This window comes from Nocardia sp. CNS-044 (assembly GCF_059570515.1).
On record NZ_JCANSX010000012.1, the window covers coordinates 47,750 to 70,755 of the forward strand.

Consider the following 23,006-nt stretch of genomic DNA (forward strand, 5'->3'; position numbering starts at 1 on the left):
GATCGTCCGGCCCGGCGGGATCGCGCGGCACCGCATGCCGCCGTGAAGCTGCTCGAGCAGCAGGATCCGGCCGAGGCGAACAACTTCCGCGACACCGTTCTCGTCGCCGTCGAAGCGGCCGCCCATAGCCAGCCCAGCCCAGCCGTGGCCGCGATGACCCGCAAGATCACCGCGGCCCTCGACGCCGCGTAACGGGTAAGCCCGACCATGCAGCTCGCGACGGGGTCCCGCCGGGACCCCGCCCGGGGTACGGCGTTCACCGAGACGAAGTCGAGGCCGTCGATGCCCCACCGAAGCATCGCGGGCTTTGGTTCCACCGATTCGGGGGTCGAAATATTCGGGTGCGGCGGGGCCGGTGGCCGTGCGACAGTCGGTGACTATGGCCGACGACTATCGCACCCTGAACAGGGCGAACTGGGATGAGCGGGCGCCGATGCATGCCGCGTCGCCGGACTATCGGCTGGCGCGGTTCGTGGCGGAGCCGGAGTTTCTCAGTGCGGTGGTGCGTTTCGATATGCCGCTGCTCGGTGACGTGCGCGGGTTGCGCGGCGTGCACCTGCAATGTCACATCGGCACGGACACGATCTCGTTGGCTCGACTCGGCGCTCGGATGACCGGTCTCGACTAAAGCCCGGCGTCGCTGGCGCAGGCTCGCGAACTCGCGGAGCGAACAGGGGCCGACGTCGATTTCGTCGAAGCCGATGTCTACGAAGCGGTCTCGGCGCTCGGCAAGGAGCGATTCGATCTGGTGTTCACCGGTATCGGCGCGCTGTGCTGGCTGCCGAGCATCGAAAGGTGGGCGCGGACCGTGGCCGGGTTGCTGCGACCGGGCGGTCGCCTGTTCCTGCGTGAAGGCCATCCGATGCTGTGGACCGTCGACGAGTCCGTCACCGACCGATTGACCCTCGGCTACCCGTATTTCGAGACGACCGAGCCGATGGTGTTCGCCGACGACAACACTTACGTGGAGACCGTCGGTCGCCTCGAGCAGACCACCACGCACGAGTGGAACCACGGCATCGGCGAGATCGTCTCGGCGCTGCTGGCCAACGGCCTCACACTCACCGGACTCACCGAACATCGCAGCGTCCCGTGGAATGCCCTGCCCGGCCGGATGACCTGCGACGAGCACGACGAGTGGCGGCTGATCGAGCATCCCGAGCGCGTCCCGCTCAGCTACACCTTGCGGGCGCGCAAGAGCTGAGACCCACAATCTGAGGGCGGACCCACGCCGCGAGGCCGATCGGGGCCACCAGATCCTCGCGTATGTTCGGTGTGGTCATGGTGACTCTGCTCTTGGCGCTGACCGGCTTCGCCTTCCTCGATTCGCTCGATCTGCTGCTCGTCGGCGTCACGGTGGCGATCGTGTACGACAGCAAGCTCGCGCGCCGGTCCCCGCTGCCGGGCGGACTGAGTTTCGTCGCGGGCGTGTTCGCGATGACCACCACGTTCGGGATCTGCGCCGTCCTCGGCATCACCTGGCTCACCTCGCTGCTCGGCTTCGAACTGACGCCGACCATCCGCTACTGGGGCGAACTGGTGGTGGGCGTGGTGCTGCTCGTGCTCGCCGTGCTGCCGTCCGGCGCCCGCCGCGACCCGCCCGCGTGGGCGACGAAAGCCCGGCGACGGCCCTGGGTGCTGGCCCTGGTGGGCATCGCCATCGGCTTCGCGCAGGCGCCGACGGCGGTGCCGTATCTCGCGGGCCTGGCCATGCTGTCGGCGCACGATCCGCTGCCGCCGCTGTGGCCCGCGATCATCGTCGCCTACTGCGCGGTCGCGCTACTGCCGCCACTGCTGATCCTCGCCCTGTCCATGCGCGGCACCCCGCGGGCCCGCCGGGTGTATCGCGCGATCGTCCGCGTTCTGACCGAGTACGGACCGCTCTCGGTGCGAATCATCTTCGGCCTGTTGGGCGCCGCGCTGATCACCGACGCGCTCGTCCACCACGCCCATCTGTGGTGAGGGATCCCTACTCCTCGTCCTCGCCCGGCTCCGCACCCCCGCCGCGAATCGACCACAGCAACCCCTCCAGCTCGTCCGGCTTGACGAGCACATCCCGCGCCTTGGACCCTTCGCTGGGACCGACCACCCCGCGGGTCTCCATGAGATCCATCAGGCGGCCCGCCTTGGCGAAGCCGACGCGCAGCTTGCGTTGCAGCATGGAGGTGGAACCGAATTGTGAGGTGACGACCAGTTCGATGGCCTGGAGCAGCACGTCGAGGTCGTCGCCGATATCGGGGTCGACGTCCTTCTTCTCCCCGGCCTTCGCGGCGGTGACGCCCTCTTGGTACTCGGGCTCGGCCTGGTTCTTGGTGTAGTCGACGACGGCGTGGATTTCCTCGTCGCTGATGAACGCGCCTTGCAGGCGGGTGGGTTTGTTCGCGCCCATGGGCAGGAACAGTCCGTCGCCCATGCCGATCAGCTTCTCGGCGCCCGGCTGGTCCAGGATGACCCGGGAATCGGTGAGCGAGGACGTCGCGAACGCCAGGCGGGATGGCACGTTGGTCTTGATCAGACCGGTGACCACGTCCACCGACGGCCGCTGGGTCGCCAGCACCAGGTGGATGCCCGCGGCGCGCGCCTTCTGGGTGATGCGGACGATCGCGTCCTCTACGTCGCGCGGCGCGGTCATCATGAGGTCGGCGAGTTCGTCGACGATGGCGAGGATGTAGGGGTAGGGCCGATAGACCCGCTCGCTGCCCAGCGGCGCGGTGATCGCTCCCGACTTCACCTTCTTGTTGAAGTCGTCGATGTGGCGCACCTTGTTGGCCTGCATGTCCTGGTAGCGCTGCTCCATCTCCTCCACCAGCCAGGCCAGCGCGGCGGCGGCCTTCTTCGGCTGCGTGATGATGGGCGTGATCAGGTGCGGAATGCCCTCGTACGGGGTGAGTTCGACCATCTTGGGGTCGATCAGGATCATCCGCACCTCGTCGGGGGTGGCGCGCTGCAGCAGCGAGACCAGCATCGAGTTGACGAAGCTGGACTTACCCGATCCGGTGGAACCCGCGACAAGCAGATGCGGCATCTTCGCCAAATTGGCAGAGACGAATTCGCCCTCGATGTTCTTGCCCAGACCGATCACCAACGGGTGGTGGTCGTTTCGGGTGGACGGCGCTTTCAGCACGTCGGCCAGCCGCACCAGTTCGCGGTCGGAGTTGGGCACCTCGATGCCGACGGCGGACTTGCCGGGGATCGGCGCGAGCAGCCGAACATTCTCGGTGGCGACGGCGTAGGCGATGTTGCGGGCCAGCGCGGTGATCTTCTCGACCTTCACGCCCGGGCCGAGCTCCACCTCGTAGCGGGTGACCGTCGGGCCGCGCACGAATCCGGTGACCGCCGCGTCGATCTTGAACTGCACCAGCACCTCGGTGATCGCCTCGATCATCGATTCGTTGGCGGCGCTGCGCTTCTTGGGCGGGTCGCCGTCGGTGAGCAGGGTCAGCGGCGGCAGCGTGTAGTCGCCCTCGATCACTCGGTCCGCGACGAACTCGGGTTCCTTGGGCGGCGGCGGGGTCTGGTCCTGCACCTTCGGCGCCGCGCGCTTCTTCGGCTTGGGCGGTTCCGGCGGCGGTTCGGTGGCGATCGGCTTGGCATCGCGCAGCGGCGGCTCGCCCAGCGATTCGGTGACCGCGTCGGATCCGGCGAATTCGTCGGGTGGATAGTTCTCGACCGGGGTGCGACCGCGGCGCCGAGACGCGGTGCGGTGCGCGGGGAAACCGTCGGCGTCGTACTCGGCGGGGTCGTAGTCGCGTCGCGGCTCGAAGTCGCCGTACTCGCCGCCAGCGGCGGTGCCGAAGTATTCGCGCAGCCGCTGTGGCACCTCGCGGACCGTGGTCCCGGTGAGCAGCAGCACGCCGAAGACGATGGCGAGCAACAGGATCGGCACGGCCAGCCACGCGGTGAGCCCGCCGGCCAGCGGGCCGCCGATCACGTAGCCGACGAAGCCCGCGGCGCGGGAACGACCGTGCGCGTCGGTGGGCGCGCCCGCGGCGAGATGCCAGATGCCGAGCAGCGGCAGGCCGACCAGCAGACCGCCGAGCACCAGCCGCGGCCGGATCTCGGGATGCGGTTCCGTGCGCATGAGGACGATCGCGATGCCGGTCGCGACGAACGGCAATGCGGCCGAGGCGGAACCGGACACGGCCCGGATCGCTTCTTCGACCCAGTGCCCGATCGGACCGCCCGCCGAGAGCCATACCGCGGCCGCGATGACGCCGCTCAGCGCGATCAGCGCGAGCGCGATGCCGTCGCGCCGGTGTCCGTGTTCGATCTCGCCCGCCCTGCTGAGCGTGCGGGTGGTGGCGCCGAGACCGCGGGCGAGCATGTTCCAGCCACTGGTGATGCCGCGGCCGAAGACGGCCAACGGCGCGGTGTCGGACTTGCGGCGAACGGGTCTGCGGGCCGGTGTGGCGCGCCCGCGCGGTGCGGAACCACCCCGGGGTGTGGTGGAACGAGACCGCGCCGTGGTGGTCCTCCCCCGGGCCGATCCCGCCCGCGCACGAGGTGTCGTGGTGCTGCGGGACTTACCTGCCATGGACCCAGGCTAGCCGCAAACGCCCCATCCAGACCATCCGCAACACCCGCATCGCGTGCCTCGAGCGCCCCGAAGCACTATCGGATGCCCCGCTCGAGCACCGGTTCAGACCGACCGGTCGAGTTTCAGCACGGCTTGCACGGCGTCCGGTTCGCCCGCGGTCTCGAGGCGCACCTTGTCGCGGCCGAACGCGTGCAGCACCAGCTCGGAGGGTTTGCCGGTGAGCGTCACCGCGGCGCCGTCGGCCGACTTCACTTCCGCCCTGCGCCCGTCGGGCGTCGCGAGCACCACCGGCACCGGAGATTTGCGATAGGCCATCTTGCCGACCCGGCGCGCCAGGTCCCACAGCTTGGACTCGTCGGCGTCGGCGAGTTCGCGTGGCTCCCAGTCCGATCCGGCGCGGCGCACGTCCTCGTGGTGGACGAACATTTCGCTCAGATTGATCGTCGCGTCCACCGGTTTCAGCGGCGACCACCAGGGCGGTCCGGTCCGCACGAGCTCGAGCAACTCGGGAAACGGTTTGCGCGCCACGCGCTCCTGCACCGACTCGAGGTAGCCCGCGAACGGCTTCAGCAGGATGCCGGGTGCGGCGTCGGGGCGGCGTTCCCGAACGATCAAGTGCGCCGCCAGATCTCGCACCGTCCACGTGCCGCAGAGGGTCGGCGCGTCCGGACCGGCGGCCGACATCGCGACGACAAGCGCCTGACGTTCCCGTTGTGCCATGCTCACGTGCCGACCTTATCCGACACCAGGACTGGCTTCCCGGATGGTTGCTAGGTAGCTTGTCACTCGTCCATAAGGGTCGTGGACTCTCAGTTCGAAGGGATTCACCTTGAAGAAGTTCTTCACCGCTGCCGCGGTCATCGTGGCAACGGTCGGTTCGATGCTGGCCACTACAGCACCGGCGCAGGCCGCGTACGGGTACTACGGCGCGATCGCCGTGTCGAGCGACGGCGCCTACGGCATCGCCAACAACTACGGAAGTTACAGCGCCGCAGAGGATGCGGCGGTCGAGGTCTGTGGGTACGGCTGCTCCACCCTGGTCTCCTGGACCAACGGCTGCGGCGTGCTCGCCAGCTCCAACACGCGCTGGAGCGCGTCGGCGCGGCCCAGCTACTCCGAGGCCCGCGCGGCGGCGATGTCGCGCCTGTCCGGCGGCTGGGTCGTCGACTGGCGTTGCACCGCGGGCTACTCGCTGTAAATCCGACACGTCGCGTCGTCCGCTTCGAGACCGCGACACCACTTCACCAGGGGAATATCGTGAAACACCGCTCCATTCGGGCCGCGGTCGCCGTCCTGCTGACCGCTTCGGCGTTCGCACTCGGCGCGTGCAGCTCCAGCAGTGACTCCTCCAGCACGGGCACGAGCACCTCGCCCGCGGGCAAGTTCGAGGAGGGCAAGAACGAGGACAAAGCGGTCGAGGGCAAGGCGCCCGCGACCACCACGGCGCCGAACCTGCCCAAGCCGGCCGCCTCGCTGCTCAACGAGCGCATCAACCGCGCGTTCGATCCGTCGGTGAGCTCCGAGGAGAAGATCAGCTGGATTCAGGACGCCGAGCGCGATCCGCAGCTGGTCGACAAGCTGGTCGACGCGGCCAAGCGCAACAAGGTGACCGTCGAGATCACCAATGTGCAGGAACCCAAGGACGGCAAGCTCAAGGCCGACGCGAAGGTCACCATCGACGGGCAGCCGGTGGAGAACGCGTTCGTCGAGTTCGTCGCCGAGGGTAGCGACTGGAAGGTCTCCCACCAGTTCACCTGCAACATCGTGCGCTCGGCGAAGCTGGACTCGGCGGCCTGCCAGGCTCAGTAGATCGGAAACGACAAGCGCCGGAAGACAATGTCTTCCGGCGCTTTCGCGTTTCGGGATCAGACGGCGATGACGGTGGGCACGATCATCGGACGACGGCGGTAGGCCTCGGCGACCCAGCGCCCGACCACCCGGCGCACGCCCTGGGCGATGCGGTGGGTGTCGGTGACGCCCTCGCCCGCCAGCCGCAGCAGCTCGGCCTCGACGAGTTCCGCGGCGGCGGCCAGCGCGGTCGGGTCGTCGGAGAAGCCGCGACCGCTCAGCTCCGGCGTGCTCACGGCCTTGCCGGTGGTCTCGTCGATGGCGACGGTGATGCTGATGAAACCGCCCTCGCCGAGCACCAGACGATCCGACAGCGTGGACTCGCCGACGTCGCCGACCGACAGGCCGTCGACGTAGACGTGGCCGACCGGCACCCGGCCGACGATGGACGCGATACCGTCCACCAGATCGACCACCACACCGTCCTCGGCGAGCACCACCCGGTCCTCGGGGACGCCGGTGGCCACCGCGAGCGCGGCGTTGGCTCGCAGGTGCCGCCATTCGCCGTGCACCGGCATGGCGTTGGTGGGCCGGACGGCGTTGTACAGGTACAGCAGCTCGCCCGCGGAGGCGTGTCCGGAGACGTGCACCTTGGCGTTCTGCTGGGTGATGACCGTCGCGCCCAGCCTCGACAGCCCGTTGACCACGGCGAACACCGAGTTCTCGTTGCCGGGGATCAGCGAGGAGGCCAGCACCACCAGATCGTCGGCGCGGATGTGGATCTGCCGGTGATCGCCGCGCGCCATCCGGGACAGCGCCGAGAGCGGTTCGCCCTGCGAGCCGGTGGAGATGAGCACCAGCCGGTCGCCGGGCAGGGTCGCGGCCACGTCGAGGTCGACGACCACGCCGTCGGGCACCGTGAGGTAGCCGAGGTCCTGGGCGATCTGCATGTTGCGGACCATCGAGCGACCGACGAAACAGATTCGGCGACCGTACTTCTGGGCCACGTCGACGACCTGCTGGATGCGGTGCACGTGACTGGCGAAGGACGCCACGATCACGCGGTTGCGCGCCTTGCCGATCACGTTGTCCAGCACGCCGCCGATCTCGCGTTCGGGCGTGACGAAACCGGGCACCTCGGCGTTGGTGGAGTCGACCAGGAACAGGTCCACTCCCTCGTCGCCGAGCCGGGAGAAACCGGCCAGGTCGGTGAGCCGTCCGTCCAGCGGCAGCTGGTCCAGCTTGATGTCGCCGGTGTGCAGCGCGACGCCCGCCGGGGTGCGGATGGCGACGGCGATCGCGTCCGGAATCGAGTGGTTGACCGCGAAGTACTCGCACTCGAACGGACCGTGGATGGTGGTCTCGCCCTCGACGACCTCCATGAGCTTGGGGTGCAGCCGGTGCTCGCGGCACTTCGCGGCCACCAGCGCGAGGGTGAACTTGGCGCCGATGACCGGGATGTCGCCGCGCATGCGCAGCAGGAACGGCACCGCGCCGATGTGGTCCTCGTGACCGTGGGTGAGCACGATCGCGACGACGTCGTCCATCCGGTCCTCGATGGGACGGAAGTCGGGCAGGATCAGGTCGACGCCGGGCTGTTGATCCTCGGGGAAGAGCACGCCGCAGTCGACGATGAGCAGCTTGCCGCCGTACTCGAAAACGGTCATGTTGCGGCCGATCTCGCCGATACCGCCGAGCGCGAAGACGCGCAGACCGTTCTTGGGCAGCTTCGGCGGAGTGCCGAGCCGGTCCTGCGCCGCCACCACGGGCGTCGGGGCGGGCGGCTGTTCGCCGCGGCGGCCCTGGCGACCGCGGCCGGATCTGCGGCTCTGGCCGTTCTGCCGTGCTTGTTCCGGCTGCCGTTCCTGCGGGGCCTGCGATCTCTTGGCCTTGTCGGACCTTCTGCCCGACTCCGCACGCGGGGATTCGGCGGGCTCGGGCCGCTGTGGGGTTTCGGCCCGGCGCTGGGCGGCGGTCTCCGGCTGCGCGGCGACTTCAGGTTGCGTGGAGACCTCGGGCTGCGCCGGGGTCTGCGGCGGCGCTGCGGTCTCGGGCTGCGCTGCGGTCTCGGGCTGCGCTGCGGTCTCGGGCTGCGCGGCCACCGGTTCGGCGGCGGGTCTTTCGGTGCGTTCCCGTTCGACGGGAGCGGGTTCGGGCGCGCCCGCGGGGCGGGACGCGGTGCGACGGGGGCGGCGCGGAGTCGTCATGCCGACACCTCCTGTGCTGCGGCGGATTGGTCCCGTAGGTCGTTCATGCCAGCACTCCCGCGGTCTGCAGGTCCGCGGCGAGGCGGTCCAGGGCGTCGGTATTCGGCATCAGCTGCGGCAGTCGCGGCTCGCCCACGTCGACGCCGAGCAGGCGCAGCCCGCCCTTGGTCATCGCGACGCCGCCGAGGCGCGCCATCGCGTGGTTCAGCGGGACGAGTCGCGCGTTGATGTCGCGGGCACGCGCCACATCGCCCGCCTGGTAGGCGTCGACGAGTTCACGCAGCCGTTCGGGCACCAGATGGCCGATGACGCTGATGAATCCGACCGCGCCGATGGACAGCCACGGCAGGTTCAGGCAGTCGTCGCCGGAGTACCAGGCCAGACCGGTGCTCGCGATCAGTTCGGCGCCCGCGTTCAAGTCGCCCTTGGCGTCCTTGACCGCGACGATGCGGGGATGCTCGGCGAGCGTGCGGATCGTGTCCGGACCTATGGGGATGATGGAGCGCGGCGGAATGTCGTAGAGGGTGACCGGCAGGTCGGTGGCGTCGGCGACCGCGGTGAAGTGCGCGATCAGGCCCTCCTGCGAAGGGCGCGAGTAGTACGGCGTCACCACGAGCAGACCGTGCGCGCCCGCCCGCTGCGCGTTGCGGGCGAGTTCGATGGAGTGGGCGGTGTCGTAGGTGCCCGCTCCCGCGATCACGGTGGCGCGATCGCCAACGGCGTCGACGACGGCGCGCAGGAGGTCGTACTTCTCCGACTCGGTCGTGGTCGGCGATTCACCGGTGGTTCCGGAGATCGCGAGCAGATCGACACCGCGGTCGACGAGACGGGCCGCCAGCGCGACCCCGGCATCGACATCCAGCTTGCCGTCGGCACTGAAGGGGGTCACCATCGCGACACCTACTGTGCCGGACGCGCGCAGCTCCGCTGGCGTCGATTCACCGTTCGTCATGGTCAGAAAGGCTACCCGGTCCACAGGGCACCCTCGACACCCTGACCGGCGATCCGGCTGCCCGCGCGGGTGATTCACCTCCCACCGACGCCGCCGAGACATCAATCCTTCCTTGAATGATGTCATTTTTGACGCCACACTGATGTCATGGATCTGAACAAGTACACCGCGCAGCTGCGCGAGAACCTGGTGGCGGCCGCGGCGCTCGGCGACGAGAAGACCCAGGCCACCGCCGCCGCGCTGGCCTCGGCGACCGAGGCGTCGGCCCGGCTCGTGCTGCTCGCGGCGCTGTCCGAGCTGGCGGGCGAGGTCAGCTCGGCGCTGGAGGACCGCACCGTGCACGTCTCGGTGGATGGCACCGACGCCACGGTCGACGTCCGCAAGAACGCCACCGCCGAGGAGCATCCGACCTTCGAGGAGATGACCGGTGACATCAGCCGCGTCACGTTGCGCTTGGTCGAGCAGATGAAGGCGAAGGCGGAGGAGGCGGCCGCGGCGAGCGGGGTCTCGCTGAACTCGTGGCTGTCCAACGCGGTGCACGGCGCGTTGCGCGACCAGATGCGAGGCTACGGACCCAAGCGCGACTTCTGATCTACAGCAGCGCGGCCAGCTCTCCGCGCTCGCCGATCACCACCTCGTCCAGCTCGAGCCAGTCCGCCATCTCGCGCAGGGCCGTGCGCAGCGCCGCCGCGGTCTCCGCGCTGGCGCGGCTGGGCTCGGCGAACGCGCCCGGCACGAGCAATCGTCCGCTCGCACGTTCGGCGCGCAGGTCGACGCGGCCGACCAGCTCCCCGTCCAGCAAGAAGGGGAAGACGTAGTAGCCGTGCACCCGCTTGTGCTCGGGGGTGTAGATCTCGATGCGGTAGTGGAAGTCGAAGATCCGCTCGGTGCGCGGCCGGAAGAAGATCAGCGGGTCGAACGGGCACAGCAGCGCGGCCCCCTCGACGCGGCGCGGCGTGGCGGCACCGGACCGCAGGTAGGCGGTCTTGCCCCAGCCCGCGACCTCGACCTCTTCCAGTTCGCCCGCGTCGACCAGCGCCGCGATCGCCGGTTCGGTCTGCGAGCGGTGCAGGCGGTAGTAGTCGCGCAGGTCGGTCTCGGTGCCGATGCCCAGCGCGGTGGCGGCTCTGCGGACGAGTTCCACGACGGCGTCGGCCTCCGAAACGTCGCGTGCCAACACCTCCGGGGGTAGCACCCGCTCGGCGAGATCGTAGTGCCGGGTGAAGCCGACGCGCTTGTCGACGGAGAGCTCACCCGCGGCGAAGAGTTGTTCGCAGATCATCTTGGTGTCGCTGAGATTCCACCAGGATCCCTTGGGCCGCGGCTTGTCCAGCTCCAGATGCCGCTCCACCTCACCGGCGGTGGCGGCGCCGACATCCCGGATCACGTCCAGGATGTCCTTGCCCAGCGTCGGATTGCGGTCCAGCACCTTGCGCATCCCCGACCAACGGCCGTGCTGGTACTGCACCATCCGCCAGCGCATCAGCGGCCAGTCCTCGACCGGAATGAGGGCGGCCTCGTGCGCCCAGTACTCGACCAGCCGCCGCGGCCGCTTGGCGCTGTGGCTCCAGGCCGCCTCGTCGAGCAGCGCGCGGTCGTAGCCGCCGATCCGGCTGAACACCGGGGCGTAGTGCGCGCGGACCACCGCCGACACCGAATCGATTTGCAACAGCTGGGTTCTGGCGAGCACGTCGGCCATCGTCCGGCGCGTGACGGCGGCCGGGCGCCGCCTGCCGAACCCCTGCGCGGCCAAGGCCGTTCGCCGCGCGGCCGCCGCACTCATCTTCCGCATATCCGAAGGATGCCATGGGGGTCCGACATTGTTCGGTCGGCGCATTTCTACCCCGAATCCTTCGATGAGGCGCGATGTGTCGAGCGTCACATGTCGCGCGGTCACAGTCTGCGCGGTCGCTGTGTCGAAACGGGTGCAAGCAGCTGAAAGGAGCTTTCCCGTGGCCACCATCGACGTTCTCGATTCCTTCATTTCCTACACCGACACCGGCTCGGGGTCCGTGCCCGTGGTGTTCCTACACGGCAACCCGACCTCGTCCTATCTGTGGCGCAAGGTGATTCCGCACGTCACCGACCAGACCAGGGCGCTCGCTCCCGATCTGATCGGCATGGGCGACTCGGGCAAGCCCGACATCGGCTACCGGTTCGTCGATCACGCGCGCTACCTGGACGCCTGGTTCGACGGCCTCGGCTTGGACGAAGTGGTCATCGTCGGCCACGACTGGGGCGGCGCACTCGGAATGGACTGGGCCGCGCGTCATCCCGGCCGGGTGCGCGGCATCGCGCTGATCGAGACCTTCCTGCGGCCGATGGAGTGGTCCGAGATGCCGCCGCTCGGCGCCGAGCTGTTCCGCAAGTTCCGGACCGCCGAGGGCGAGCGAATGGTGTTGGAGGAGAACATGTTCATCGAATTCAATCTGCCGAGGGGTGTGACGAATCTGTCGCAGGAGGTCCACGACGTCTACCGCGCCCCCTACCCGACCCCGGCCACACGCAAGCCGCTGCTGATGTGGCCCAGGGAGATTCCGCTCGGCGGCGAGCCCGCCGACGTGGTGGACATCGTGCGGAACTACGGCCGGTACCTCGCCGAGACACCCGAGATCGCGACGCTGATCATGGTGTTGGAGAACGGCGTCGGCCTCGGCTCGGCGGAGTCGGCGCGGTGGGCGGCAACCACTTTCGCCAGCGCGGAGGTGGTCTCCATTCCGCCCGCCGGGCACCACGCACCGGAGGATCGGCCGCACGAGATCGGCTCGGCGGTCGCCGAGTGGTTGCGCGAGCACGCGCTGGTCTCGGCGGTCGCGCGATCTTGAATCCGCCCGCGCGGTCCACGACGCCCCGGACACTCGTGGGGCGCACCACGGTCATCGCAGGTGCGCCCAGGTCCACGCGGAAACGATCTGATGGAGCTGCACGGCTCCGCGCACGGAAGGGGGTTCACGTACCCGACATTCACGCCGAAAGCCAGAGTCTCAGCGGGCTTGCGGGACCGCGGCAGGCTACCGAAGATGACCCGATGAGCAGTGCAGACGTCGCGGCGGGCGACGATCCGGTCGACGACACCGCGACAACCGAGGAAGTCCGGCGCGCGGAAGCGGAATTGGTCGCCCGCGCGGTGGACGGCGATCGAGACGCAGTCGCCCAGATCATCCGGATGCTCCAGGACCCGATATACCGGCTGGCCCTGCGGATGGTGTGGCGTCCCGCCGAGGCGGAGGACGCCACCCAGGAGATCCTGATCCGCGCGGTCACCCGCCTCGCCACCTTCCGCGGCGAGGCGAAACTGCTCACCTGGGCCTACCGCATCGGCGTCAACTACCTGATCAATCTGCGCACGCGGACGCCGCAGGAGGAGCGCCAGCTCAGCTTGGAGGAGTTCGGCGCCGGTCTCACCGACGGCTTGGCAGCGGAGGACTATCAAGGGCCACAGGCGGCGTTGCTGTCGAGCGAGGTCCGGCTCACCTGTAGCCAGGGCATGCTGCAATGCCTCGCTCGTGCGGAACGCGTCGCGTTCGTGCTCGGCCAAGTCTTCGAACTGAGCTCGCCGGACGCGGCGTGGATCCTCGACATCACTCCCGCCGCGTACCGAAAACGACTGGAGCGAGCCAAGAAACGCCTCGGCGCGTTTCTCGGATCCTCGTGCGGCCTGGCCGACCCGCGGGCGGCGTGCCGCTGTTCGAGACGGGTCGAGAAGGCGGTCCGGCTCGGCCGCATCGATACGGCGGCGCCGCAATTCGCCACCCACCCGGTCAGCCCCGGCGGGCGGACGGTGCTCGAAGCCGAGGAACAAATGATCCGCTTGCACGATGTCGCCGCGGTGCTGCGCGGGCACCCGGATTACGCCGCGCCACGGGAACGGATGGACGCCATCGCCGGGCTGTTGCGGTCGGGGCACTTCCCGCTGCTGACCTGAGCGGGCCAGCCGGACGCTGGGACGAACTGCCGCAGGGCTCGGCCGACATGTTCCGCACCTTCCGCTCGCCGGCGAACCCGCCGACGTCGCGCAGCGGGTCCGTGACTATGGACGATGGATGGCGGAGAGCCCGGAGGTGCCCAAGCTGCTGATGCGCGTCGAGCCCGGAGTCGGCCTCGGGTAGCCCGAGGTGATCGCCTGGGCGGCAAAGACTTTCGCCGCCGTCGAGGTCGAATCGGTGGGGCCGGGCGCGCACCACAGCCCGGAAGACCAGCCCGACGCCATCGGACAGGCAGTCGCGAGCTGGCTGCGCAGGCACGCATTGGTCGCGCGGCCCGTCCCGGTGTGACAGACGCGGCCCGCCGCGGTGTGAGCAGAGAGGAAGAAGAACGATGCACGAGGCGCGCGAGCCGATCGACCGGCCCGGCGAGAGCACGATCGGGGGCGCGCCATCGGGCACCACGACGGATGCGGCTCGGCGCGCCCTGCGGCGCCCAGCGCGCGGCGTCCATGGCTGTGCCGCCTCCCCGGACACGATCGGCTTGCCCGATGAACTCGCCGACGTCGCGATCGACGACAGTGCGACCGGCCCGGACCAGGAAGAACTGCGGCTGGTCGCGCTGGCCGTCGACGGTGACACGGCCGCGCTGCGCGAGGTGATCGGCCGCTTGCAGGATTCGCTGTACCGGCTGGCGCTGCGCATGGTCGGGCGGCCCGCCGATGCCGAGGACGCCGTGCAGGAGATTCTGCTGCGCATAGTCACTCGGCTGTCCACTTGGCGCGGCGAGGCGAAACAGCTGACGTGGGCCTACCGGGTCGGCGTCAACTACCTGCTGAACCTGCGCAGGCGATCACCGCAGGAACACGCCGAGATCGGCCTGGACGACTTCCGCGACGACCTCGCCGACGGTCTCGCCGCCGCCGACTACCGGGGACCGGAGGCCGCCCTGCTGGCCGAGGAGACGCGGCTGAGCTGCACGCAGGCGATGCTGCAATGCCTCGGCCGCGAGGAGCGCGTCGTCTTCGTCCTCGGCGAGATCTTCGAGCTGACCGCCGCCGAGTCCGCCTGGATCCTCGACATCACCCCGGCGGCCTGCCAGAAACGGCTGGAACGGGCCAAGCAGCGCCTCGGCGCGTTCCTGCGTTCCACCTGCGGACTGGCCGAGCCGAAGGCGTTCTGCCGCTGCTCGCGCCGCGTCGACAGGGCCCGCGCCCTGGGCCGTGTCGACCCCGGCAAGCTCGCCTTCGCCACCCACCGAATCAGCCCGGGCGGACGCGATGTCGCCGAAGCCGCCACCCAGCTGCACCGGCTCCGCGACGCCGCGGGCGTGCTCCGCGCCCACCTGGATTACGCCGCGCCGCAAGCGAAGATCGACGCCATCACCGGCTTGCTCACCTCGGGTCGTTTTCCGCTGCTCGAGTGAGCGGGCTCAAGTGGTGACGGTGACCTCGCCCGCCGCGTCGATCTCGGTGCGGCGGGCGGTGGCGGGGGCGTTGGCGAGCACCGTCGCCAGGATGCGGCGGCCCATCGGAAGCACGCGGACGGTGACCGTGCCCGCGTTCGCCGCGTCCAATTCCTTGATCGCGGCGTCGATCACCCGTTGCCGCACCCAGCGCGGCACACCGGCGAAACCACCGTCGTCCAGCAGCACCACCTCCACGCCGCGGGACCGCGCGCCGCGGGCGGCGCTGCTGAGTTCGTCCGTGACCAGCTGGGGCGCGCGCAGGCCGTCGCGCAGTTCGGCTTCCAGCAGTCGGCACTGTTCGCGCTCGGCGGCGGTGAGCTCGACGCCGTCGGCGATGCGCTCCAGAATCGGCCGCGCCACCTTGTCCAGCCTGGCCAGCTGCCGATCGCGTTCGCCGTTCTCCGCAGCCATGGTGGCCTCGGCCGCCGCGCGCATGGTCGCTTCCTCGCGCAGCAGACGCAGTGAGCGCTGGGTTGGTCGCATGATCGCGGCGCACACCGAGACTCCGGCGACCGTCGCGATCGGCACGACGGTCCCGGCGATGAACCCGCCGCGCAGCCCGGCCGTTGCGCCGACGGCAGCGACCACAAGGGCCACGCCCGCGACGCCTAGCCACGCGGCGCCGAGCCTGCCGCGCAACACGAGCACCGCGAGCACGTACGAGGAGGCGAACGCCGACCAGACCGGCTTCGACCAGCCCTGCTCGATGTGCGTGGTGGTCAACGCGGTCGCCACCGGCCCGGACGCGGCCACGAAAACCGTTGCGGGCCATGGCAAGGGGTCCACGGGGATGACCAGCACCAAAAGGCCCGCCACCGCGAGCAGGATCAGCCCCGTGACGGCGGCGAACGGCGACGCGTCGGAGAAGTTGCGGACCATGTACAGGACGATGGTCACCTCGAGGATGAGCAGGAACAGCCAGGCCGCCGCGTCGCGCAGACCGAGCAGATCACGCACCCCTAGGTTGGAATCGGCGTCAACCATCGCTACCCCACACCAGCGTCACCGACGTGCCCTCTCCCGGCTGCGATTCGACGAACGCCGCGCCGCCGGGCAGCTGCCGCATGCGACCCAGGATGCTCACCGAGATGCCGAGCCGGTCCGCGGGCACCCTGCCCGGGTCGAAACCCGCGCCGTCGTCGCGAAAGACCACCCGGATGCCGCCCGCGCTCACCGTGACCGTGACGGTGCGCTGCACCGTGCGCCCCGGCACCGTGCCGTGCCGCAGACTGTTGCGCATCGCCTCGGCCAGCGCGGCGGCGATCGTTCCCGCCGCGTCCACCGGCAGCCGCAGGTCGTCCACTCCCGACCAGCGCCGCGCGCTGAACCCGATGCCCGGATTGACCTCGTGCACCGCCGCGCGCAGGAAACCGACCGCGCCCTGCGCGTTCAGCCGGTCGGGTTCGGTCTCGCCGCCGCGCAATTGGTCGAGCTGGGCGAGTGTGCGCTCGGCTTGCTTGCGCAGCACCGGCGAATCGGTGCCGGTGCGCGAGGCGTCCAGCAACGTCGAGAGCACCGCGTCGTGGATCAGCGCCGCGAAACGGGCCCGCTCCCGGTCTCGCGCCGCGGCGCCCGCCACGGCGGCGGCCCGGCTGCTCGCGATCGCCGACTCCCGGTCGACTCGGGCGGCCGCCGCCCTGGCATAGACCGCGCACCACAGGAACAGCGCGCACAACCCGACCGATCGCGCGAAATCACCGAGCAGCGCGAAGGTCGATCCGTCCGGCACCACGTACTTGTTGGCGACAGCCGCCACCGCGCCGCCGATGATCAGATAGCCCACCGCGACCAGCGGCCGCCACGCCAACGCCGCCGCGAGCACGCCGAGCGCGAACACCCGGTACAGCCACACCGAGGTGGCGTCGGTCGCCGGCTGGCGGTAAGCGAACGGGATCAGCGCCATCGCGACGACGTAGCCGATCGCCGCGGCGCCCGCGACGGACTGGATGACGTACCTGCTCATGCCGACCGACACCACGGCGAGCACCGGGAACAGCCCGAAGGCCAGCACGAACGCGAGCACGGTCCAGCCGAACGGTGCGAAGCGACTCTGATCGGCGATCTCCGGCAGCTCGACCACCGCGGCGATCATCCCCGCGATGCCGAAGGTCAGCCCGAGCCTGCGCAGGATCCGGTCCGAGGCGGCCTCGTCGATGTCGCTTCCGCCCACCACACGCAGCAGTCGACGCCACCGGCACGCCGACGTCGAGTCGGGGCCGGGTTCGAGTGCGGTCGTTGCGGTGTCCAGCGCGCTGGACGGGATCATCCGCGCGGATGCCGCTCGGGAACCGGTAGCCATCCGTCCTCCACGGCGCGCTTGTAGAGGTCGGTCTTGGTCGGGGCGGGACGACCCGCGTCGGCGTACTTCTGGCGGATGCGGCCGAGGTAGTCGTTGACGGTCTGCTCGGACAGACCGGTCAGGCGCGCCACGCGGGAGGCCTTCTCACCCGAGGCGTACAGGGTGAGCACTTCCTCCTGGCGCGGGCTCAGACCGACATCGGAGAGTTGCGGGTCGCCGTCGATGGCGGCGGCCCAGTCGGTGGTGACGACCTGCTGACCCGAGGCGGCGCGCCGCACGGCCGCCACGACCGTCGGGACGTCCTCGGATTTGCGCACCACCCCGAGTACACCGGCGCGGGCCGCGGAACGGACCAGGAAGGCGTTGTCGGCGCCCGTGAACACCAGCACCTCGATGCCGCGTTCGCGCAGCGCGCGCACGTTGTCCTCCGGCGCGGAGCCGTCGGCGAGGCGCAGATCCAGCACCACCAGGTCCAACGCCGGAGCCGGTCCGGCCGCCGCGAGCAGCTCCGGCACCGTTCCGGCCGTACACACCAGATCGAGGTCAGGCTCCGGCGCAAGCATCGCGGCGAGACCGATCGCGACCGATTCGTGGTCTTCGACCAGCCCGATCCGTCGCACCGCTCTCTCGCCGCCGTCGGCCCACGTCACCCTCGACACTCCCATCCCGAGCAAATCGCCCACAGTCCCCCCGCTACAACGTCACCACGCAGTATGACCGCCGCGGGCGCCCGGTGGTCAGACACCAAAAATCGGGGCCGACAGGTCCGTGGTCACCCACGTCAGCCCATCAGCTGCGCCGCGACGGTCGCCCCCAACTCCCAGCAGCGCTCGATGTCCTCCTTCGACGGCGGCCCCGAAACCACCACCGGCGCAACCACCTTCACCCAGCCGAGGCCGGTGGTCACCCGGTCGACCCCGCGCTCGGCGCCCTCGGTGCCCTCGTTGCCGTGCAGGTACAGGCCGAACGGGCGGCCCTTCGTGGAATCCAGGCACGGGTAGTAGAACGTGTCGAACGCGTGCTTGAGCGCACCCGACATGTAGCCGAGGTTGGCGGGGCTGCCGAGCAGGTAGCCGTCGGCCTCGAGCACGTCGGGCGCGGTGACGGCCAGTGCGGCGCGGCGCACCACCTCGACGCCCTCGATCTCCGGATCGGTCGCGCCGGACACCACCGCCTCGAACATCGCCTGCATGTGCGGGGACGGGGTGTGGTGAATGATCAACAGTCGGGCCACGTTTCGCTACCCTTCGCGCTGCTCGCGTTCCAGTTTCTCCAGCGCCACCGCGCGGCGCATGGTCTCGCGGGCCCTGGTGCGGTCGCCCGCGTAGTCGTAGGCGCGGGCCAAGCGGTAGGAGACCCGCCAGTTGTCCGGGTCGGCCTCCCATTCCCGCTTCACCTGCTCGAACAGTTCATCGGCCGCGCCGCGCTCGATGCGCCCGGACGGTCGCCGCGCCAGCGTGGAGGTGTCCAGTTCCAGACCCTCCTCGTGGATGCGTCGGGCCAGGTACTGGTGGGCCAGTGCGGCACGCACGGTGGCGGCCGTGACCCACACGCCGAGAATCGGCAGCAGAAGCACGCCGACGCCCATCGCGATTCCGGCCGCCTCGCCGGAACCGATCAGCGCGAACGCGATTCGACCGAGCAGCAGGAAATAGAACCCCAGCGCGAACACCAGCGCCGCGATGAGACCCACGACGCGGAAGATCTCACCTCGGCCGGCATTGGCCTGCTGTTCGGCGTTCACGGGCATGCCTTCGGCTGTTCGGCGTTCACAGGTCCAAGAACGGATCGAGCCCGACGGTCAGGCCCGGCCGACCGCCGATCTCCCGGACACCGAGCAGCACGCCCGGGGCGAAGGAGGAGCGGTCGATCGAGTCGTGCCGGATGGTCAGCGTCTCGCCCTGGGTGCCGAAGAGCACCTCCTGGTGCGCGACGAGTCCGGCCAGCCGCACCGAGTGCACCCGCACGCCGTCGACGTCGGCGCCGCGCGCGCCCTCCAGTTCGGTGGTGGTCGCGTCGGGGCTGCGGCCCACGCCCGCGCGCTCCCTGGCCTCGGCGATCAGGCCCGCGGTCCGGTAGGCGGTGCCGGACGGCGCGTCGGCCTTGTTCGGGTGGTGCAACTCGATGACCTCGACGGATTCGAAGAACCGCGCGGCCTGCTCGGCGAAGCGCATGGACAGCACCGCGCCGATGGCGAAGTTGGGGGCGATCAGCACGCCGGTCTCGGGACGCTCGGCCAGCCAGCCGCGCACCTCGGCGAGCCGCGCGTCGTCGAAGCCGGTGGTGCCGACGACAGCGTGAATGCCGTGCTCCACCAGGAACTTCAGGTTGCCCATCACCACGTCGGGGTGGGTGAAGTCGACGACGACCTGGGTGCCGCTCTCGGTGAACGTCTCCAGCGCGTCGCCCTTGTCGGCCTCCGCGACCAGTTCCAGATCGTCCGCCGCCTGCACCGCCGCGCAGATCGCCTGACCGACTTTCCCGCGTGCTCCGAGCACTCCGACCCGAATGGTCACCGCACCTCCTCGTTCCGCTGGTGTTGCGGCAAGCCTATCGAGGGGTGTGTGGACCGCACCGCCCCGGGTTTCCACCCGCTCGCGCCAGCCGCGTGGCAAAGCTGCGGCGGCGCTGTCGTCCAGCCGCCGATGTGCCATACGGGTCGATCCATCAATCGATGCGCATAGCCCCATATGGCTATGTCCAGGGCTCCCGCTTCGGATAGCAAGTCCACTCCCGTGCGGATCTCCCCTAGCTTGCGGCGGCCAGATTTCCGATCATCCGTTCCAAGACCCGCAGGGTGGTCGCGAATTGATCGGGTCCGATTCCCCGCGCCATTGCGCGGCGGCGATCGCCGATGCGGAGGAAGGTGGCGTCGTGGATCGCCCGGCCTGCGACAGTCAGGGCAAGCGCATCGGCATCCGCGGCGACCAGGCCAGCCGACGACAAGGCGCGGATCTCGATGGCCCACTCCCCCTGGGCTTTCCAGAAAGGAGCCAGCGCCTCGCGCAACTCCGCCGCCGAGCGCGGCCCCTCGGACAGCGAATGCAGCAACTGCCAGTGCCGTCGGCTCAGCCCGCCCACCGCGAGGTCGTCGTCGAACCGCGCTTCGATCAGGCGGTCGAGTTCCTTCAGCAGGTATCCGATTCTGCGCTCGGCCATCGGGCCCTCCATATACATGTAGAATTACATCTATATGTAGTCTGACATGGAGATGAGTTCGATGGAAGAGCGCGATGCGTGCACCGAGGCGGTCGCGGCCGCAATGGTCCGAATCCGGCGCAGGCAGACGCGCGGCGCGCTGGCGGGCGAGAGTCGGGTTCCCCCTACGGTTTTCCGCGTCCTCGACGCCGTGTCGTCCCTCGAAGACGCCACCGTCGGAGCGCTGGCCCCCGCCCTCGGCGTGGACCAGCCACGCGCGAGCCGGCTTGTCGCCCAGGCCGTTTCGGAGGGCTGGCTGGAGCGGGTCGCCGACCAGCACGACGGCCGCCGGGCGGTGCTGCGGCCGACCGCGCTCGGCGACCGGATCCTCAGCGAAGCCCACCGGCGTCGCGCGACGGCGACCGCAGCCGCGATGGCCGACTGGACCGAGCGCGAACGCGCCGAATTCACCAGGCTGCTAAGCCGTTTCGTGGACGCGATGGATGCCGCGGAAGCTACGCCGCCGGGGTCTTGAGCACCTCGATCAGCGCTGTCACGCTGTGTTCGCGGTGCCCGCGCGCGATCGCGCGGCGCAGCAGTTCCGCCATCGGCGCGTGCCACGACATGTCGACGCCCGCTTCGACACCGATCCGCACGTCGCTGTCGATGGTGTCGTGGAACAGCCCGACCGAGGAACCGAGCTTCGTGTAGTCGCCGGTGTCGATCTCCTCGGCGAGCAGCGGCAGCAGCGACTCGATCATCCGCAGCCACTTGGTGGAGTACGGCACCATCGCGCGGGCTTCGATACCGCGCGAGGCGAGCACCGCGGCGCCCTCGAAGAAACCGAGCAGGGTCGGCAACAGCGTCGCGCCGACGGCCGCCTCGTACAGCGCGGCGAGATCGGGTTCGGCACCCAGGTGGACGTTCTCGCCGCCGAGAACGCCCAGGACGGAACGGTATTCGTCGTACACGCCGCGGTCGCCGCCGTAGTACAGCAGCGTGTCGGCGGCGCCGACGGCCGCGGGCACGTTCTTGATCGCGCCGCCGAGGAACCGCGCACCGTGCGCGTCGGCCCATGCGGCGACATCCCGCGCGCCCGCCGGTGTGCCGCTGTTCAGCGTGATCAGTGTGCGTCCGGCCAGCGCCGCACCCGCCGGGGCGAGCGCCTCCAGGGTGGCCTCGAATCCGGTGAGCACCGAGACGATCAACGGGCTCGCCGCGACCGCCTCGTCGATCGTCGCCGCGTGCGTCGCGCCCAGCGCCACCAGCGGCGCGGCCTTGCCAGGGGTGCGATTCCACACGGTGGTCGGGTGCCCGGCCGCGACGAACGCCACGGCCACCGCGCTGCCCATCGAACCGAGACCCAGCACGGTCACGGGCCCGCGTGTCTCGTCGGTCATCTTGCCTCCCAAGCTGTTTCGTCCCTTGCGAAGGCGAGTCTGCGCGGGGCCGCGGGTGGCCGACAAGTACCTACTTTTCGGTCGAATACGCACGTCCGGGTAAGGAACGAGCTACCGGCGACGAGGTGGTGACGACCGTCACCGGTCAGTCGAAGACGATCACCTGCCGCAGCGCGTGTCCGGCCGCGAGTTCGTCCATGGCCCGGTTGATCTCGTCCAACCCGATGTGCGCCGACACCAGCCGCTCCACCGGAAGCCGACCCTCCCGCCACATCCGCACGTACTCGGGGATGTCGCGCGAGGGCACCGCGGAGCCGAGGTAGCTGCCGACGATCGAGCGACCCTGCGCCACCAACGCCAACGGGGAGATGCTCGCGCGGGCGTCGGGGGCGGGCAGACCGACGGTGACGGTGGTGCCGCCCGCCGCGGTCGCCGCTACCGCGGTCTCGAACGCGCGCACGTTGCCCGCGGCCTCGATCACCACCTCGGCCTGCACGCCCTGCTCGGCGACCTCCGCGGGGGTGTAGGCGGCAGTGGCGCCGAGATCCTTTGCCAGCGCCAATTTTTCGGGGACGGTGTCGACGGCGATCACGTCCTTCGCCCCCAGCGAGACCGCCACGAGCACCGCGGCCATGCCCACCCCGCCGAGACCGACCACCATGATCCGGTCCGCGGGCCCCGGACGCGCCGAATTCAGCAGTGCGCCACCGCCGGTGAGCACCGCGCAACCGAGCACGGCCGCGACCTCCGGCGGCACGTCGTCGTCGACCGGGACCACCGAGCGACGGTCCACCACGGCGTGCGTCGCGAACGCGGAGACACCGAGGTGGTGATGCACCTCCGCGCCCGCGCGCCGCAGCCGCCGTCCGCCGTTGAGCAGCTCTCCGGCGTTGTTGGCCGCGCTGCCTGGCACGCACGGTGTGCGGCCCTCGCTCGCGCAGCCCGCGCACTCGCCGCAGCGCGGCAGGAAGGTCATCACCACGCGCTGTCCGATCGCGATATCGCCGTCGCCGGGGCCGACCGCCTCGACGCGGCCCGCGGCCTCGTGGCCGAGCAGCATGGGCACCGGCCGCACCCGGTTGCCGTCCACGACCGAGAGGTCGGAATGACACAGCCCAGCGGCCTCGATCCGCACCAGCAGTTCGCCCGGACCGGGTTCGCCGAGCTCCAGCTCACAGACGTTGATCGGCGCCGACTCGGCGAACGGTACCGGCGCCGCGATCCGCTCCAGGACCGCCCCACGAATCTTCATGGCTGCGACGCTACCGGGCACGGCCCCGAGCGGAGCCAGCAC

At 70.0% G+C, this 23,006-nt stretch carries 26 protein-coding genes; 12 read left to right on the forward strand and 14 right to left on the reverse strand.

The genetic code is table 11. The features are described 5' to 3' along the window. Positions 1-42 precede the first annotated feature (42 nt). The 4 genes from T333_RS30655 to T333_RS30670 all read left to right on the forward strand — a co-directional run bounded on the left by T333_RS30655 (position 43) and on the right by T333_RS30670 (position 1,962). On the forward strand, positions 43-192 hold the full coding sequence (locus T333_RS30655) for a hypothetical protein (RefSeq protein WP_354999501.1): 150 nt from the start codon (positions 43-45) through the stop codon (positions 190-192). A gap of 187 nt (positions 193-379) precedes the next feature. Continuing rightward, positions 380-628, forward strand: a complete 249-nt coding sequence (locus tag T333_RS30660) for a hypothetical protein (protein ID WP_496426664.1) — start codon at positions 380-382, stop codon at positions 626-628. 12 nt (positions 629-640) lie between these two features. Further along, on the forward strand, positions 641-1,204 hold the full coding sequence (locus T333_RS30665) for a class I SAM-dependent methyltransferase (protein ID WP_496426843.1): 564 nt from the start codon (positions 641-643) through the stop codon (positions 1,202-1,204). 77 nt (positions 1,205-1,281) lie between these two features. Beyond that, positions 1,282-1,962, forward strand: a complete 681-nt coding sequence (locus T333_RS30670) for a GAP family protein (protein WP_354999500.1) — start codon at positions 1,282-1,284, stop codon at positions 1,960-1,962. 7 nt (positions 1,963-1,969) lie between these two features. Here the strand turns inward: T333_RS30670 and T333_RS30675 are convergent, their stop codons facing one another. Together T333_RS30675 and T333_RS30680 are read right to left on the reverse strand one after the other, a co-directional pair. Then, on the reverse strand, positions 1,970-4,534 hold the full coding sequence (locus T333_RS30675; protein ID WP_496426665.1) for a DNA translocase FtsK: 2,565 nt from the start codon (positions 4,532-4,534) through the stop codon (positions 1,970-1,972). 105 nt (positions 4,535-4,639) lie between these two features. Then, on the reverse strand, positions 4,640-5,263 hold the full coding sequence (locus tag T333_RS30680) for a TIGR03085 family metal-binding protein (RefSeq protein ID WP_354999499.1): 624 nt from the start codon (positions 5,261-5,263) through the stop codon (positions 4,640-4,642). 103 nt (positions 5,264-5,366) lie between these two features. On the opposite strand from T333_RS30680, the gene T333_RS30685 reads away from it, so the two are divergent. Continuing rightward, positions 5,367-5,735 (forward strand): DUF4189 domain-containing protein, encoded by a 369-nt coding sequence (locus T333_RS30685; RefSeq protein WP_354999498.1) that lies wholly within the window; start codon positions 5,367-5,369, stop codon positions 5,733-5,735. A 59-nt stretch (positions 5,736-5,794) separates the two neighbouring features. Continuing rightward, on the forward strand, positions 5,795-6,346 hold the full coding sequence (locus tag T333_RS30690; protein WP_496426666.1) for a WKL family lipoprotein: 552 nt from the start codon (positions 5,795-5,797) through the stop codon (positions 6,344-6,346). Between the two features lie 56 nt (positions 6,347-6,402). Here the strand turns inward: T333_RS30690 and T333_RS30695 are convergent, their stop codons facing one another. Beyond that, positions 6,403-8,532 carry a ribonuclease J gene (locus T333_RS30695; protein WP_496426667.1) on the reverse strand — a complete coding sequence of 710 codons (2,130 nt, stop codon included), beginning with the start codon at positions 8,530-8,532 and terminating at the stop codon, positions 6,403-6,405. Between the two features lie 43 nt (positions 8,533-8,575). After that, positions 8,576-9,484, reverse strand: coding sequence for a 4-hydroxy-tetrahydrodipicolinate synthase (gene dapA, locus T333_RS30700; protein WP_354999495.1), 909 nt, complete (start codon positions 9,482-9,484; stop codon positions 8,576-8,578). A 147-nt stretch (positions 9,485-9,631) separates the two neighbouring features. On the opposite strand from dapA, the gene T333_RS30705 reads away from it, so the two are divergent. Further along, positions 9,632-10,075 carry a toxin-antitoxin system HicB family antitoxin gene (locus T333_RS30705; protein ID WP_354999494.1) on the forward strand — a complete coding sequence of 148 codons (444 nt, stop codon included), beginning with the start codon at positions 9,632-9,634 and terminating at the stop codon, positions 10,073-10,075. Position 10,076: 1 nt separating this feature from the next. Here the strand turns inward: T333_RS30705 and T333_RS30710 are convergent, their stop codons facing one another. Continuing rightward, the gene (locus tag T333_RS30710; protein ID WP_496426668.1) at positions 10,077-11,276 is read right to left on the reverse strand and encodes a winged helix-turn-helix domain-containing protein; all 1,200 of its coding nucleotides are present in this window, start codon (positions 11,274-11,276) and stop codon (positions 10,077-10,079) included. 64 nt (positions 11,277-11,340) lie between these two features. On the opposite strand from T333_RS30710, the gene T333_RS30715 reads away from it, so the two are divergent. The 4 genes from T333_RS30715 (at position 11,341) to T333_RS30730 (ending at position 14,833) form a co-directional block, all read left to right on the forward strand. Beyond that, on the forward strand, positions 11,341-12,309 hold the full coding sequence (locus T333_RS30715; RefSeq protein WP_496426669.1) for a haloalkane dehalogenase: 969 nt from the start codon (positions 11,341-11,343) through the stop codon (positions 12,307-12,309). Between the two features lie 203 nt (positions 12,310-12,512). Then, positions 12,513-13,409 (forward strand): RNA polymerase sigma factor, encoded by an 897-nt coding sequence (locus T333_RS30720; RefSeq protein ID WP_496426670.1) that lies wholly within the window; start codon positions 12,513-12,515, stop codon positions 13,407-13,409. Positions 13,410-13,599: 190 nt separating this feature from the next. After that, positions 13,600-13,758, forward strand: a complete 159-nt coding sequence (locus T333_RS30725; protein ID WP_496426671.1) for a hypothetical protein — start codon at positions 13,600-13,602, stop codon at positions 13,756-13,758. Positions 13,759-13,801: 43 nt separating this feature from the next. Then, on the forward strand, positions 13,802-14,833 hold the full coding sequence (locus T333_RS30730) for an RNA polymerase sigma factor (RefSeq protein ID WP_496426672.1): 1,032 nt from the start codon (positions 13,802-13,804) through the stop codon (positions 14,831-14,833). Positions 14,834-14,839: 6 nt separating this feature from the next. Here the strand turns inward: T333_RS30730 and T333_RS30735 are convergent, their stop codons facing one another. From T333_RS30735 to T333_RS30765, 7 genes are all read right to left on the reverse strand, one after another. Beyond that, a complete protein-coding gene (locus T333_RS30735; RefSeq protein WP_496426673.1) occupies positions 14,840-15,859 on the reverse strand; it encodes a DUF8320 family protein in 1,020 nt (339 codons plus the stop codon). Next, positions 15,852-17,174: an ATP-binding protein gene (locus T333_RS30740; RefSeq protein ID WP_496426674.1), complete on the reverse strand. Its 1,323-nt coding sequence runs from the start codon at positions 17,172-17,174 to the stop codon at positions 15,852-15,854. Before T333_RS30740 ends, T333_RS30735 begins: the two co-directional genes overlap by 8 nt. Next, complete coding sequence (locus T333_RS30745; RefSeq protein ID WP_253798495.1) at positions 17,138-17,824, reverse strand: DNA-binding response regulator; 687 nt, start codon at positions 17,822-17,824, stop codon at positions 17,138-17,140. The genes T333_RS30740 and T333_RS30745 overlap by 37 nt, the downstream gene beginning before the upstream one ends. A 131-nt stretch (positions 17,825-17,955) precedes the next feature. After that, positions 17,956-18,408, reverse strand: coding sequence for a flavodoxin family protein (locus T333_RS30750; protein ID WP_354999486.1), 453 nt, complete (start codon positions 18,406-18,408; stop codon positions 17,956-17,958). A 6-nt stretch (positions 18,409-18,414) separates the two neighbouring features. Continuing rightward, positions 18,415-18,918: a hypothetical protein gene (locus T333_RS30755; protein ID WP_496426675.1), complete on the reverse strand. Its 504-nt coding sequence runs from the start codon at positions 18,916-18,918 to the stop codon at positions 18,415-18,417. A gap of 25 nt (positions 18,919-18,943) precedes the next feature. Continuing rightward, positions 18,944-19,690: a 4-hydroxy-tetrahydrodipicolinate reductase gene (gene dapB / locus T333_RS30760; protein ID WP_496426676.1), complete on the reverse strand. Its 747-nt coding sequence runs from the start codon at positions 19,688-19,690 to the stop codon at positions 18,944-18,946. Between the two features lie 232 nt (positions 19,691-19,922). Then, positions 19,923-20,333, reverse strand: coding sequence for a winged helix DNA-binding protein (locus tag T333_RS30765; RefSeq protein ID WP_496426677.1), 411 nt, complete (start codon positions 20,331-20,333; stop codon positions 19,923-19,925). A gap of 52 nt (positions 20,334-20,385) precedes the next feature. On the opposite strand from T333_RS30765, the gene T333_RS30770 reads away from it, so the two are divergent. Beyond that, positions 20,386-20,847 (forward strand): MarR family winged helix-turn-helix transcriptional regulator, encoded by a 462-nt coding sequence (locus T333_RS30770; RefSeq protein WP_496426678.1) that lies wholly within the window; start codon positions 20,386-20,388, stop codon positions 20,845-20,847. Here T333_RS30770 and T333_RS30775 read toward each other — a convergent pair. Then, positions 20,828-21,712 carry an NAD(P)-dependent oxidoreductase gene (locus T333_RS30775; RefSeq protein WP_496426679.1) on the reverse strand — a complete coding sequence of 295 codons (885 nt, stop codon included), beginning with the start codon at positions 21,710-21,712 and terminating at the stop codon, positions 20,828-20,830. The two genes, T333_RS30770 and T333_RS30775, sit on opposite strands and share 20 nt — an antisense overlap. A gap of 145 nt (positions 21,713-21,857) precedes the next feature. Next, positions 21,858-22,964, reverse strand: coding sequence for a zinc-binding dehydrogenase (locus T333_RS30780; RefSeq protein WP_354999480.1), 1,107 nt, complete (start codon positions 22,962-22,964; stop codon positions 21,858-21,860). Positions 22,965-23,006 lie beyond the last annotated feature (42 nt).

Bases quoted from the DNA above. Each gene is read 5' to 3' on its own strand.
- T333_RS30670 (WP_354999500.1), top strand. From the start codon at position 1,282: ATGGTGACTCTGCTCTTGGCGCTGACCGGCTTCGCCTTCCTCGATTCG.
- T333_RS30765 (WP_496426677.1), bottom strand. From the start codon at position 20,333: ATGGCCGAGCGCAGAATCGGATACCTGCTGAAGGAACTCGACCGCCTG.
- T333_RS30740 (WP_496426674.1), bottom strand. From the start codon at position 17,174: ATGGCTACCGGTTCCCGAGCGGCATCCGCGCGGATGATCCCGTCCAGC.
- T333_RS30710 (WP_496426668.1), bottom strand. From the start codon at position 11,276: ATGCGGAAGATGAGTGCGGCGGCCGCGCGGCGAACGGCCTTGGCCGCG.
- dapA (WP_354999495.1), bottom strand. From the start codon at position 9,484: ATGACGAACGGTGAATCGACGCCAGCGGAGCTGCGCGCGTCCGGCACA.
- T333_RS30775 (WP_496426679.1), bottom strand. From the start codon at position 21,712: ATGACCGACGAGACACGCGGGCCCGTGACCGTGCTGGGTCTCGGTTCG.
- T333_RS30705 (WP_354999494.1), top strand. From the start codon at position 9,632: ATGGATCTGAACAAGTACACCGCGCAGCTGCGCGAGAACCTGGTGGCG.
- T333_RS30660 (WP_496426664.1), top strand. From the start codon at position 380: ATGGCCGACGACTATCGCACCCTGAACAGGGCGAACTGGGATGAGCGG.
- T333_RS30780 (WP_354999480.1), bottom strand. From the start codon at position 22,964: ATGAAGATTCGTGGGGCGGTCCTGGAGCGGATCGCGGCGCCGGTACCG.
- T333_RS30715 (WP_496426669.1), top strand. From the start codon at position 11,341: ATGAGGCGCGATGTGTCGAGCGTCACATGTCGCGCGGTCACAGTCTGC.
- T333_RS30675 (WP_496426665.1), bottom strand. From the start codon at position 4,534: ATGGCAGGTAAGTCCCGCAGCACCACGACACCTCGTGCGCGGGCGGGA.
- T333_RS30730 (WP_496426672.1), top strand. From the start codon at position 13,802: ATGCACGAGGCGCGCGAGCCGATCGACCGGCCCGGCGAGAGCACGATC.
- T333_RS30770 (WP_496426678.1), top strand. From the start codon at position 20,386: ATGAGTTCGATGGAAGAGCGCGATGCGTGCACCGAGGCGGTCGCGGCC.
- T333_RS30720 (WP_496426670.1), top strand. From the start codon at position 12,513: ATGAGCAGTGCAGACGTCGCGGCGGGCGACGATCCGGTCGACGACACC.
- T333_RS30695 (WP_496426667.1), bottom strand. From the start codon at position 8,532: ATGACGACTCCGCGCCGCCCCCGTCGCACCGCGTCCCGCCCCGCGGGC.
- T333_RS30735 (WP_496426673.1), bottom strand. From the start codon at position 15,859: ATGGTTGACGCCGATTCCAACCTAGGGGTGCGTGATCTGCTCGGTCTG.